The organism is Anaeromassilibacillus sp. Marseille-P3371, from assembly GCF_900169665.1.
Taxonomy (GTDB): Bacteria; Bacillota; Clostridia; order Oscillospirales; family Acutalibacteraceae; genus Anaeromassilibacillus.
Map to the genome: position 1 here is coordinate 2504292 of NZ_LT835157.1, position 12400 is coordinate 2516691.

Genomic DNA, 12400 nt, shown 5'->3' on the forward strand with positions numbered 1-12400 from the left:
GCATAATGTTTCGTAATTTTTCGAACATTTCGTCACATATGCATTGTGATTTATTATAGCACATTGTTTGTAGAAAATCTACAATTTTTCTAGAAATTTGCCTTAAAATATACTCGAAACAATCATGTTTAATAATTTTTCATAAGGATAAGTATTTTTAGAGATTTTGTTCATCCAAGAATCGAATGACCGCCTGTACAGATGCTTCCGGCAATTCCAACGTTGGGCCGGGGTCCCGCATATGCTCCAGATAGTGGGCGTCTGAGTTGCGCAGGAGCAGCATACCGGACAACTCCGGATTGGTTTGCAAAAGGGCCTCCGGGGAACCGGTAAAACTGATCTCCGCTGTATGGAAACCAGCCTCCGGAGGGATGGCGCCCAGGACAGAAATCACACTGTAAGCCGGTTTATCCACGTGCGCTGGGAATGCGGTGCCTCCAAACCTCCTTGCCTCGTACAGTACATGGTCCACACCGACCTGTGTTGCATGAATCAACAGCCGTTTTTCTTCATCCAGAATATGGTCTTGCTCATCCATGACCAATTGGCGGCCAAAAATCTCCGGCCGATTGGGAATTTCCATACTACGCGACCGCACAAAGTCTTCAAATGCTTCCGCCGCGGGAATATCCGGGAACAGACACACAACATGTGCCTCCTCCTGGGTACAGAGTTCCATGCCCGGAATCACCACGAGGCCCGCCTGTTCCCCCGCTCTGACCGCAGAGGCGGCGTTCCGGCAAGAGTTATGGTCTGTCAGTGCAATGATGTCATATCCGAGCAGCTTTGCCATGTTGACCAAGTTGTAAGGAGTCATATCGTCGTCTCCGCATGGCGAAAGACAGGAGTGCAAATGAAAATCGTAAAAAAATTTCATCCTTTCAATAACTCCGCCAGGCGCGCTCCGAGTTCGTAACTGTTTTGCTCGCTACAGAGCACCAGAATGTCCTGTTGCTCTGCCTTGTTGCGTGCCTCTTCATCCAGCGATGCGCGGTCTGTCAGGACAATACAAGCAGCGTCCGCCAACGATGCCACCGCGATTGCGTTCACATTGCCCATCACGGTAAACCAAGCTGCATCGGCAGGAAGCCGGGCCATCACCCAACTGAGCAGATCTCCCGTATAGCCTCCGGTCACCTCACGGGTGAGATCTCCTCCCACCAGTACCTGCAACCCCAATTGGTCGCGCAATTCCTCAACGGTCATTGGAATCAACCTCCTTGTTATGCCCCAGCACAAAACCTCCCATAGAGGAAAGAGCTTGGGCAACGTGTTTGATCTCCTCACGCAAGATAAAGATACATTCGTTTTCCTTTGCAGAGCCACGCACTACATCCTCAGCAAACGCACGGCATGTGGGCGCCCCACAGGAACCGCAGTCCAGTCCCGGAAGTTTCCCACAAATTTTGTCGATGTCTGCCATCATCCGCAACGCTTCTCCCATATCATCGGAAAGCTTGAGCACTGGCGCAAATTCTAGGTTATCCTCCCATTGCATGCAGGGTGGAATGCCGCCTTCCAAATGGTTCTGTGCAACCGGCAAATACCGGCGCAGCCGCTGTAGCCGTGCCTTTGCAACATAGGCGTTCTCCACACAGAGGACGCCGCCAACGCATCCGCCAGCACAAGCGTTCAATTCGATGAAATCCAGCTCCTTAATCCGCTCATCTTCCAACTCCTCCAACACGCGGATCACGTTATCCACACCATCTGCCGCCAGATATTTGTCATTAAGCAATGCGGCTGATTCTCCGCCGCTGGATGCCCACCCTACGCCGATGACACCGCATTGCATCAAGGGTTCCACTGCTTCCGCCTTTTCCATTTTATCCACCAATGCAGGAAAGATTTCACTGATTGCAATGGCTCCGTCCACATAGGATGTTTTTGTGCTGATTGGGCATTTCGTATCCGTCACCTTTGCAGGACACGGCGTTATAAAAAATGCGCCGATCTTTTCCATCGGCAGACCGGTTTTCTTTCTGGCTTCTTTTTTTACAAATCGTGCGGCCGTCTCCATGGGAGAATTCAACGGTAGCACATGGGAACAAAGTTCGGGAAACCGCACACGAATTAAACGCACCACCGCCGGACAAGCGGAACTGATCACAGGCCGTTGCAACAATCCTTGCTGCATCAGTTTGCGTGTAGCGTCCGAAACCAGCTCCGCACTGCGCGAAACCTCGTACACCTCGTCAAACCCCATCCCCTTCAAGCCGGTGAGGACAATGTCGATGTCGTCCAGATTATTAAATTGACCGAATAAGGCTGGCGCTGGCAGTGCAATCTTGTAGGAGTAGTTGTCCAACATAGAAAAATGGTCAAACCGAGCCCGCTTGGCATGGTGTGGGCATACACGAATACATTCGCCACAGTCAATACACCGTTCCGACAGGATTAATGCCTTTCCATCGCGTACACGGATTGCCTCGGTTGGGCAGCGTTTAATACAGTTCGTGCACCCCATACACTTATCCTTGTCCAAAATCACAGAATGGAAAAACTTTTCCATCTTTTAATCACCGCCTGCCCGGTTCCTATCGGTAAATACAGTCATGTAAAGGGTCGTCCCCTCCCCAACCTTGGTATCTATGTCTAGGATATCGGAGTATTTTTTGATATTCGGGAGACCCATCCCTGCGCCAAATCCTAAGGAGCGCACATTATCCGGCGCTGTGGACCATCCCTCCTGCATGGCTTTACTCAGATCTTTGATCCCAGGGCCATGATCCTCTAAAATCACATAGATTTTGTCCGAGTCGATCTCCACATGCGCCGTGCCACCGCCTGCATGGATGACCATATTGATTTCCCCTTCGTACATGGCGATAGCCACGCGGCGGATGACATCCGCATCGTAACCGATTTTTTTCAACTTCCTCTTGACATCGCTGGAAGCCGCGCCAGCCTGGGTAAAATCGTCCCCCGGTACTACATAATCAAACGACAGGGCGCTCATTGCACTTCACTTCCCCCTGACAAGCCGTTGGTGTAGAGCAGTCCGCAGGCAGTAAACATGCGGTAGGGGGTTTTCAGCACGGTAATCCCCTTTTCTTGAGCCAGTTCTAATACAGTATCATCAATCTCCTTTCCCCGGACAAAAATGATGCAGTGCATGTCCATCATCTCCGCCGTCCGCACAACCTGTGGGTTCGTCAGGCCCGTGAGCAGCACGGATTGGTCCTTGACAAAGGCCAGCACGTCGCTCATCATATCGCTTCCGCACGCCGTACGAACCTCTGTATCGAGGTCTCCCTCTACCAGGACATCCGCCTTTAAAATCTGTACTACGTCGCGTACCTTCATAGAACGTTCCTCCCGTTTCATGATTCACAATGTTTTTAAATACTCTACAATAAAATTTATGCATTTTCATTATAACATATCACAGAAACGGAAACAACTGGCCGGACAAAAGATCGAGAATAAAAAATACCCTCCTCTAAGTTTTTCAGAGGAGGGTATCTCGATCAATCCAATGTTACGAACCCAAGAAAAAAAATGTTATCAGAAAAATCCGCCGATAGACACTGGCTTTACCTTAAATGTCACTTCAGAGGGATCAAATCCATTTTGTTTCGAGTAATTCACAGTGTGGGACTGCTCCTGCGGCTCCAGGATATATCCGTTTTCCGCTAAATAACCCCGCACATCATCCGTACCAATTGTAAGTTCTCCCTCGGAGTCTGCCGTGTAAGGGAGGGTCAATTCCTCCACGCGGGTTCCATTGTCGGTAAAATAGATGGATAATTCCTGTGGTCCCGTCTGTAAGGGCTTCACCGTAAATACCACCTCAGAAGGCTCAAACACATCCTTGCCAGAGGAGTCCACCGTATAATTTACTGTATGGGACTGCCCCTGCGGATCAAGAACGTAACCATTTTCCGCCAAGTATGCCTGTACATCCGCCTCGTCAATGGTAAACTCTCCGTAGGAAGAGGGACGGTACGAGTAAGATAACCCTTCTACACGGTTTCCATCCTTGTCCTCAAAATATGCGTAGAACGTAGGAGTGACTTTATTGAGTGAAAAATATTTGGATACGGAAGCATTTCCTGTAGCAGGCGCCGTGTATTCTATGCACAAAGGACTCGGCCGTCCATTCCGGATAACCGCATACTGTGGAACACGATCAAATCCGGATAAGCCCTCGATGCCCGTGGCGTCCTCTAAGGAGTCATATTGCCAGCCATAGCTGAGGCCAATCGATGGGATTTTTTGCCCGTTCACATGGAGGACCCAGGCATAATCATATGGATAGGCGGGATCCGTCGTCCACTTATATTCCACTGTGACCGTTTGACCGCAGGGAACCCACAAATATCCCACCGTCTTAAACCCGCCGTCATTAATTCGATATTCCACCTGATATTTCCCGTCGATCGAATAATCATACGCGGAAGCCACCGACGAAATACAAAACAACATACATGCCGCCAAAAGAAGGGCGAACAGCCTCTTTTTCATACCATCCAGCTCCTTTTCCTTATTCGATCGTACCTATATTCAGGCAAACGTCCAAACCATTTTTGTAGTCTTCCCCCACTGGAGCTGAAACAATGGGCGTTTCCTGTGTCCCTCCAACAGTTTTTGTATTTCGAATGGTTCCTGTATTCATGGTAACCAAGCCCGCATTATATGTACTGCCTCTTACATTGGCGCCGCTTTCTGGAGCAGATACCTGACAGTTTTCAATCAATCCCGCGTTGAAGCAAGCCAAGCCTCCATTGTTGAAGAACATGTTAATATCATCATAAAGCGCTAAAATAATATCTTCGTCACTTAAATCCGGATTGATTTTCCCCTGGAAGGTTGTATTCCGAATAGCCGCTCCTGCGGTATTTTGGAAAACAATTCCGCCAAAATCGATATTCTTCCCTTTATTTTGCTCGTTTGCCTCCAACACACCGTTGATCGTGCCGTAAGAAATACAATCCTCAATTGTACCGCCATTGATTGCTGCAATCGTACCGCAATTGTTTCCTGTGGTATAAATCACGCTATCTGACGCAATGGTGAGGTTTTTCAAAGTGCCTGTATTTGTGGCCAACAGGCCTAAATGATCTCCGCCGTGGATCGTGTAACTTACGGAATGCTTAACCCCCTGATATTCCCCATTCAAGCTGCCGCTGAAGGATTCAATCGGCGTATACTCACCCAAGGCGATGTCTGCGCCCAGAACGAAGTGCTTGTCGCTGTAGTTTCGGATTTTATTGAACTGCTCCGCATTCATAATCAGGAAAGGATTCTCCTCGGAACCATCGCCTCCTGCAAAATCCGTGTTTATTTTTTCCACCAAGAATGTAATACTTTCGGGATTTACACCTTCGCTGTTAACAGTAACCTGCTGGGCCTTCTGTCCCTCTACAAACTGATAACCTTCCGGAGCAGTCAAATCTCCCGTAGAAACATCATATACCTTCTGCTCTGTACCGAGCTCATATTCAATTGGCGTAAACGTAGCTTCTGCGTCCTGTGGATCGGAAAAATGAATGGTTACCGTATAGGGATCTGCCGCAGGAGTAGAACTATCGCCGCCTTCATCTGGATTCCCACCTTCATCTGTATCCACTTGATAGGCATTCAGAGTCAGTAACCCATGATAGTGTTTCCCCTGATAGAGATTGTCCACGGTTTCTGGCAGATATCCCGCGAGGACATATGTCGCATTTTCCCCGGCTGGAATCACCGCGGTGGTATATGTATGATACTCTGTACCGGCATTCTTTGCCTTTTGTTCGGTGGGGTTCGCTTTGGAATCATCATAGAGCTTATTCAGATTCACATTCTCAATTTTTGTCCAACCATCGGCAGTATGTTTGTAAACAAAAATTTTGAGAACATCCTGAAGCTTATTCTCACAAACCGGTTGATCTGGCGTCGAGGGAGTCATTGTACCATTTGCCAGATCTTCTGGTTCAAACTGTGCCTCCCCTTCTTTACAGGCGGCGCCTAAGTCCATAGAGAGCTGAACCTTCGTGGGCAATGTTCCACGATTTTGAATGGTGACCGGCTTAAAATATGCCGGGATATTCTCCTCTGGATAGTTCTCTGGGTTTTGACTGTTGTTGGTCAGCGCATTGTCTCCACCGTCGCTGACAAATTCTTTATAAAAATTTTCGTACAGCATCGGGCGTAGATTTTTGAATTCCATCGGCTCAGTGGTTGTAAATCCGTCATCGCCCGGATTGACCTCAATGTCCAAAATACCAGCCTCGAAATTGCCGCTTACTTTTTCGGTATCCGTAAACCATGCCATTGTACCGCCCATCAACAGGCTGAGTACCAATAATACCGAAATGGCTGAAAGAATGACTCTGCTTCGTTTCGCTTTCATTTCTTCTGCACCTCCGTGTTTGGGACAGATTCTAATTTCTGTCCATTAAATCCTCAATATAAGACTATAATCTGTGAACTCTGCCTATTCTCAGATCACCCTAATTATAAGCATTTGAGAATCGTATTTATAGACATATTTCCTCTGATTATTTTTATATTTTATGATTCTTTTATATTGGAATTAGATATATAGTTAATCCATAACAATTTATAAAATGCTATAATTAATTTTATATTGGCTCTATATAAGTGAAAAATATGTACTTCCCAGAATTTTTTAAAAATGGCCAGCAGTCCTCTGAGCAAACAAAAAGCGTCAAGCTACTATAGTAACTTGACGCTCTTGATCGATTTGGCCCTATTCCTTTTTCATTTATGTGGCAGGCTGTAAACGGACAGGTGATGTGGAAGCCTTTTCAAATTGGCTATTATAAAGGTTGGCATAGAAACCATTCTTCTTCATCAGTTCTTCATGGGTTCCCTGCTCCACAATATCGCCGTCCTTCATACACAGAATCAGATCTGCGTCCCGAATGGTGGACAACCGATGTGCAATGACAAAGCTGGTGCGCCCTTTCATCAAATTGTCCATAGCCTTTTGAATCAATACTTCCGTACGTGTATCGACCGAACTGGTAGCTTCATCCAGAATCAAAATCTTGGGATCCGAGAGAATTGCACGCGCAATGGTCAAAAGTTGTTTTTGCCCCTGTGAGACATTGCTTGCCTCCTCGTTGAGCACCATATCATAGGCGCCCGGCAGGGTGCGTACAAAATGGTGTACCTGTGCGGCTTTTGCCGCTGCAATCACATCATCATCATCGGCGTCCAATCTTCCGTAACGGATATTCTCCCGTATGGTTCCATTATACAACCAGGTATCCTGCAAAACCATGCCAAATACCGAGCGAAGTTCCTGGCGCGAGAAATTGCGGATGTCATAGCCATCGATCAAAATGGCGCCTTCATTCACATCATAGAAACGCATCAAAAGCTTGACCATCGTGGTCTTTCCCGCGCCTGTCGGCCCGACAATCGCCACTTTTTGTCCGGGCTGAATACTGGCACAAAAATCATGGATAATGGTCTTACTGGGGTTATAGCCAAACTTGACATGTGCAAATTGTACGCTCCCCTTAATATGAACCAACGTATCTGTATCCGGCAGAGTATCATCGTTATTGATGTGTACCACGGGTGTATCAGGGGCCTCCTCCGATTCTGCAAGGAATTCAAATACACGCTCCGCTGCGGCTGCGGTCTGTTGAAGAATGTTGCTGATATTGGCAATTTGTGTGATCGGTTGAGTAAACTGACGTACATACTGAATGAATGCCTGGATTCCGCCGACATCTAACCGGCCACCAGCAGCCAACCACCCACCTACAATGCAAACGGCTACATAGCCTACATTTGCCACAAAGTTCATCACCGGTTGCATCAGCCCGGAGAGAAACTGCGATTTCCATGCCGATTTATATAGCGTTTCATTGTATTGGTCAAACTGCTGCATGGAGGCTTCTTCGCCGTTGAACGCCTTCATCACGGTATGTCCTCCGTACATCTCTTCTACATGGCCGTTCACATGCCCCAGATATTCCTGTTGCGCTGCAAAATATTTCTGGGAATGTTTCACAATGATGAGAATAAATACCAATGAAACCGGAATCACGCACAAGGCAACTAGCGTCAGCTGCCAACTGATCGAGAACATCATGGCAATGATACCAACTACCATGGTAACAGAGGTGATAATTTGCGTGATGCTCTGATTTAAAGTTTGGCTCAATGTATCAATATCGTTTGTCACACGCGAGAGTACCTCTCCATGGCTGGTGGTATCGAAATAATTCAATGGCATGCGGTTGATCTTCTTCATAATGTCGTTGCGCAAATGATATGTCACCCGCATCGATACGCCGGTCATAATCCATCCTTGAAGATAGGAGAACACTAAGCTGATGAGATACAATCCCAGCAGGAAAAGAAGGATCTGTGCGATACGCCCAAAATCAATTCCTGTTCCTGTACCGGCAATCTTTCCCATAATCCCATTGAAAATCTCAGTGGTTGCATTGCCCAAAACCTTAGGCCCTACGATGGTGAAGATGGTGGAAAGCATGGCGGTTCCCATCACCAAAAAAATCCGGAATTTATACTTTCCGAGGTATTGCAACAGCTTTTTCATGCTGCCCTTAAAATCCTTTGCTTTCTCCACGGGGCCGCGCACCGGACCACGCCCGCCCAAAGGGCCACGCTTGCGCGGAGTAGATCCGCTCATCGGGTTGCTCATGCCAATTCCTCCTCTGAAAGCTGCGACCGGGCGATCTCTTGATAGGTCTTACAGGACTGCATCAACTCACGATGCGTCCCTTTTCCAACGATCTTCCCGTCGTCCAACACAATGATTTGTTCTGCGTCCATGATGGTACTGACGCGCTGGGCGACGATCAAAACGGTCGCGTCGCCAGTATCCTGTTTTAAAGCATGACGCAAAGTAGCATCCGTCTTAAAGTCCAGCGCAGAAAAACTGTCGTCAAAAATATAGATAGGCGCCTTTTTCGTCAATGCGCGTGCAATCGAAAGACGTTGTTTTTGCCCACCGGAGACATTCGTGCCTCCTTGAGAAATATCGGTTTCCATCCCGTCCGGCATCCGGCGAATAAATTCCGTCGCCTGAGCCACATCCGCGGAGTGACGGATGTCCTCATCCGTCGCATTCGGGGAACCATAACGCAGATTGGAAGCAATATTTCCAGAAAAAAGCACTCCCTTTTGCGGCACATACCCGATATACTCCCGTAATTCATGCTGCGGGATTTTTCGAATGTCAACACCGTCCAACAGGATTTTGCCCGCCGTTACATCGTAGAAACGGGGGATCAAGTTAATCAACGTAGACTTTCCAGACCCTGTAGAGCCAATGAACGCTGTTGTCTGTCCTGGAAGCGCCGTGAAATGAATGTCCTGCAATACATCATCCTCCGCTTGATTGTAGCGGAAACACACATCTCGAAATTCGATCTTACCAGAGGGCCGCCCATTCAAATGGATCGGTTGTTCTGCGTCCCGGACGGCTGGTTCTGTGTGGAGTACCTCCGCAATGCGTTCTGCGGAAACCGACGCGCGAGGCACCAGGATAAACATCATAGAGATCATCAAGAACGCCATAATCACCTGCATTGCATATTGCATGAAAGCCATCATATCGCCCACCTGCATCATGGATTGCTCAATCTGTTGACTGCCAACCCATACCACCAAAAGGGAAATGCTGTTCATCATAAACATCATGGCTGGCATCATAAAGACCACTACACGGTTGACGAATAGATTTGTCTTGGTTAAATCGCGATTTGCCTGTTCAAAACGATTTTCCTCGAAGGATTGCGTCCCAAACGCCCGAATGACCATCATACCGCTCAGGTTTTCTCGGGTAACTAAATTGAGCTTATCAACCAGCTTCTGAACAACCTTAAAACGCGGGGTCACAATGGAGAAGATCACCACCACAAGGCCAATCAGAATCACTACACCCAGGGCAATGATCCAACTCATAGATACACTTTTGTCAAGTGCCATCACGATGCCGCCAATTCCGGTAATAGGCGCAAGGCAGATCATCCGCAGGCCAATCACAAGCAGCATCTGTACCTGCGTGATGTCATTCGTAGTCCTTGTAATCAGAGAAGCCGTAGAGAAACGATCAAACTCCTCGTTTGAAAAATGTTCCACCTTTTGAAACACGTCGTGCCGAAGATGTTTCGCTGTTCCCGCTGCAATGCGTGACGCCAATAGTCCCACACAGATCGTAGCAGCAGCGCCAGCTAGCGTGAGAAGAAGCATCAAAAGACCGGTGCGTAAAATATAATCGCTTTGAATCTTTCCGACGTCGACTCCTAATTCCTGATAAAACGCTTTTGTCATAGCAATTCCCATCTGGCGATTGGTCGAATCGTCCGAGAGCCCTGCCTGTTCCCATGCCTGTTGAAGAACCTCTTTTGGAATTTGTTCAAACATCGGAGCGGCCGAGTAAAGCTGATGAAGATCTATATTCTCCAGATCTGCCTTAACTGCTGTTGTTTGTTCTCCTGCAACGGCTTTCATTGCGTTGACAATTGTTGTCACCCCACGGCTATATGCATCTGCTGTTGCCTCCAACTCCGGATCATCCAGCGTATTTTGCACATAAATGTCGGTATTTTGCAGGGCCGGATATGAGTCCAAATATGCGGCAGCCTCTGCACTGTCTACAGCAACCAAATGATAACTTTGTTCCATCTGCAAACGGGCCGTTTCATCCATAAACTGTTGCAAAAAAGAAAACCCATCTGCACCGATTGCCTTCGGCGCCGGGTCCTCTATACCACCCTGCTGAATTCCCACATTCACTATGTTCGACATCATGTTGGGCAAATTCAGGTCACACATAGCCTGTCCAAATAGAAGTACCACACACGCAATGATCGGCCCAATGTAGGGCTTTAGATACTTTGCGAGTTTTCTCATGAATCGGATTCATCCTTTCCTATTTGATTTCGTTCTTCTTTAAGCGTTGTCAAAATATCGAAAAGTTGGGACGACAATTCCAACAACCGGTTGAGATTTTCTTCTCCCATCCGACGCTCCGCTTCATCGGCCAAGGAAAAAATCTCTCTTCGCGCATGTTCCAAAAGTTCATATCCTTTAGGAGTCAAACAAACATACACAGCACGACGGTCACACTTGGTCATGCTCCGTACAATCAACCCTTTGCCCTCCAAAGAATTGAGCATCTGCGACACTGCCGGCATCGACATGTTTGTCCGCCGGCTGATCTCAGTGATGCGAACACCGTCCGTCCCGCCCATTTCGCCTTGCAGTCTACCGCAGGCTGCAATTTTATGCAGCATAAAAAAGGCGGTCATCGGCAAGCCATCCCTCTGCGCAAAAAGCGGTTTTATACATTTATAGCGCCAAAACAACTCCAATATTTTTTTCCCGCTGTGCGACTCCCAATCCTCATACCCTACCATAGCCCTGTGTTTTCCCTTCCTTATATTTTTGTTTCTAAATAGTTAAGTATATTAATATTATATAAGGCCATCAAACTTTGTCAAGGCGAAGTTTGCAATCTTCACAAATTCTTAATACTCTTTTCGTGCAATATTTCTATTCTCAATCCTTAGATTTCGTATTTTGTCCTTTCTGGTCAGGTTTTCCAGATGGACCCATTTCTATCAAAAATACGGAATACAAAAAGCCTCCGCTTTAAAGCGAAGGCTTTCCAATTTAACCTTAAATAGGTTGCATCTTATTCCATTTTGAGGTGACTCTCAAACCACCACATAAACAGAGCTGCAGCACCCTGCACCAGAAATACCAAACCCATGGTAATCCCAATGATTTGAATCGCAATTACTGGACGGATAAACGAGATGAACCCCAAAAGAATAGAAGCCACACCGACCAGCGTCATCCAATACCAGCCCTTTACGCCAAATCGTTTGATTTCCAGGGAATCCACTGTTCGTGTGACTCCGGAAAACACCGTCCAAAGGCCAAAGATATAGGGAATTACATTAATCGTAACCACCTGATCGCACAAGACAAACAAGCCCAAAAGTATCGTAAGGATTCCCTCCGCTAAAAGCCACCCTGCACCATACAGGTTGCGGAAACAAAAAATATAAATCACAATACTGAGCGCGCCAGAAATGAACATCGCCAAACCAAAAACAATGGTTAACGACAATAAAATAGACGACGGCGCTACAATCGCCAGTACTCCGGCAAAAATCAATAAAATACCGGAAATAAGCCATAAAGTTTTAGAAACACCTGGTTTCATTCTATAGATCCCCCTCTTTACGTCGCGAAATTTCATTTTGCTGAAATGAAAACTGAAAATCCTATCTCCTGCAAACAATTTTATCTCTTTCCCATATCCGGAACGCTGGCCTCGAATGGGCCTTTAAAAGATCTTCTGCTACGTATTTTCTATAGCTGTCTCATTTTCAAAAATATAGTTTATTATACCCCTTGTGAACCGAAAAAGAAACAATAATTTCCTTATTTTAAC

General features: G+C 46.9%; 11 protein-coding genes. All 11 read right to left on the bottom strand.

Going from position 1 to position 12400, the window contains the following annotated elements; genetic code table 11:
• Positions 1–157 precede the first annotated feature (157 nt).
• The 11 genes from B9Y59_RS10490 to B9Y59_RS10540 all read right to left on the bottom strand — a co-directional run bounded on the left by B9Y59_RS10490 (position 158) and on the right by B9Y59_RS10540 (position 12169).
• Positions 158–877, bottom strand: a complete 720-nt coding sequence (locus B9Y59_RS10490; RefSeq protein ID WP_085533329.1) for a PHP domain-containing protein — start codon at positions 875–877, stop codon at positions 158–160.
• The gene (locus B9Y59_RS10495; protein WP_054324583.1) at positions 874–1206 is read right to left on the bottom strand and encodes a DRTGG domain-containing protein; all 333 of its coding nucleotides are present in this window, start codon (positions 1204–1206) and stop codon (positions 874–876) included. The genes B9Y59_RS10490 and B9Y59_RS10495 overlap by 4 nt, the downstream gene beginning before the upstream one ends.
• A complete protein-coding gene (locus B9Y59_RS10500) occupies positions 1196–2512 on the bottom strand; it encodes a [Fe-Fe] hydrogenase large subunit C-terminal domain-containing protein (protein ID WP_198945614.1) in 1317 nt (438 codons plus the stop codon). The genes B9Y59_RS10495 and B9Y59_RS10500 overlap by 11 nt, the downstream gene beginning before the upstream one ends.
• Before the next feature lie 3 nt (positions 2513–2515).
• Positions 2516–2959, bottom strand: coding sequence for an ATP-binding protein (locus tag B9Y59_RS10505; protein ID WP_054324585.1), 444 nt, complete (start codon positions 2957–2959; stop codon positions 2516–2518).
• Positions 2956–3306: a DRTGG domain-containing protein gene (locus tag B9Y59_RS10510; RefSeq protein ID WP_054324586.1), complete on the bottom strand. Its 351-nt coding sequence runs from the start codon at positions 3304–3306 to the stop codon at positions 2956–2958. Before B9Y59_RS10510 ends, B9Y59_RS10505 begins: the two co-directional genes overlap by 4 nt.
• A 201-nt stretch (positions 3307–3507) precedes the next feature.
• Positions 3508–4467, bottom strand: coding sequence for a hypothetical protein (locus B9Y59_RS10515; RefSeq protein WP_085533331.1), 960 nt, complete (start codon positions 4465–4467; stop codon positions 3508–3510).
• 19 nt (positions 4468–4486) lie between these two features.
• Positions 4487–6337 carry a TasA family protein gene (locus B9Y59_RS10520; protein WP_085533334.1) on the bottom strand — a complete coding sequence of 617 codons (1851 nt, stop codon included), beginning with the start codon at positions 6335–6337 and terminating at the stop codon, positions 4487–4489.
• A gap of 375 nt (positions 6338–6712) precedes the next feature.
• Positions 6713–8632, bottom strand: coding sequence for an ABC transporter ATP-binding protein (locus B9Y59_RS10525; protein ID WP_085533336.1), 1920 nt, complete (start codon positions 8630–8632; stop codon positions 6713–6715).
• Positions 8629–10848 (bottom strand): ABC transporter ATP-binding protein, encoded by a 2220-nt coding sequence (locus B9Y59_RS10530; protein WP_085533339.1) that lies wholly within the window; start codon positions 10846–10848, stop codon positions 8629–8631. The genes B9Y59_RS10525 and B9Y59_RS10530 overlap by 4 nt, the downstream gene beginning before the upstream one ends.
• On the bottom strand, positions 10845–11246 hold the full coding sequence (locus B9Y59_RS10535; protein WP_158089005.1) for a MarR family winged helix-turn-helix transcriptional regulator: 402 nt from the start codon (positions 11244–11246) through the stop codon (positions 10845–10847). The genes B9Y59_RS10530 and B9Y59_RS10535 overlap by 4 nt, the downstream gene beginning before the upstream one ends.
• A gap of 386 nt (positions 11247–11632) precedes the next feature.
• The gene (locus tag B9Y59_RS10540; RefSeq protein ID WP_054324591.1) at positions 11633–12169 is read right to left on the bottom strand and encodes an HdeD family acid-resistance protein; all 537 of its coding nucleotides are present in this window, start codon (positions 12167–12169) and stop codon (positions 11633–11635) included.
• Positions 12170–12400 lie beyond the last annotated feature (231 nt).

What these genes read in the sequence shown, in the direction of transcription:
- B9Y59_RS10490 (WP_085533329.1), bottom strand. Translation starts at nt 877, where the DNA reads ATGAAATTTTTTTACGATTTTCATTTGCACTCCTGTCTTTCGCCATGC.
- B9Y59_RS10495 (WP_054324583.1), bottom strand. Translation starts at nt 1,206, where the DNA reads ATGACCGTTGAGGAATTGCGCGACCAATTGGGGTTGCAGGTACTGGTG.
- B9Y59_RS10500 (WP_198945614.1), bottom strand. Translation starts at nt 2,512, where the DNA reads ATGGAAAAGTTTTTCCATTCTGTGATTTTGGACAAGGATAAGTGTATG.
- B9Y59_RS10505 (WP_054324585.1), bottom strand. Translation starts at nt 2,959, where the DNA reads ATGAGCGCCCTGTCGTTTGATTATGTAGTACCGGGGGACGATTTTACC.
- B9Y59_RS10510 (WP_054324586.1), bottom strand. Translation starts at nt 3,306, where the DNA reads ATGAAGGTACGCGACGTAGTACAGATTTTAAAGGCGGATGTCCTGGTA.
- B9Y59_RS10515 (WP_085533331.1), bottom strand. Translation starts at nt 4,467, where the DNA reads ATGAAAAAGAGGCTGTTCGCCCTTCTTTTGGCGGCATGTATGTTGTTT.
- B9Y59_RS10520 (WP_085533334.1), bottom strand. Translation starts at nt 6,337, where the DNA reads ATGAAAGCGAAACGAAGCAGAGTCATTCTTTCAGCCATTTCGGTATTA.
- B9Y59_RS10525 (WP_085533336.1), bottom strand. Translation starts at nt 8,632, where the DNA reads ATGAGCAACCCGATGAGCGGATCTACTCCGCGCAAGCGTGGCCCTTTG.
- B9Y59_RS10530 (WP_085533339.1), bottom strand. Translation starts at nt 10,848, where the DNA reads ATGAGAAAACTCGCAAAGTATCTAAAGCCCTACATTGGGCCGATCATT.
- B9Y59_RS10535 (WP_158089005.1), bottom strand. Translation starts at nt 11,246, where the DNA reads ATGACCGCCTTTTTTATGCTGCATAAAATTGCAGCCTGCGGTAGACTG.
- B9Y59_RS10540 (WP_054324591.1), bottom strand. Translation starts at nt 12,169, where the DNA reads ATGAAACCAGGTGTTTCTAAAACTTTATGGCTTATTTCCGGTATTTTA.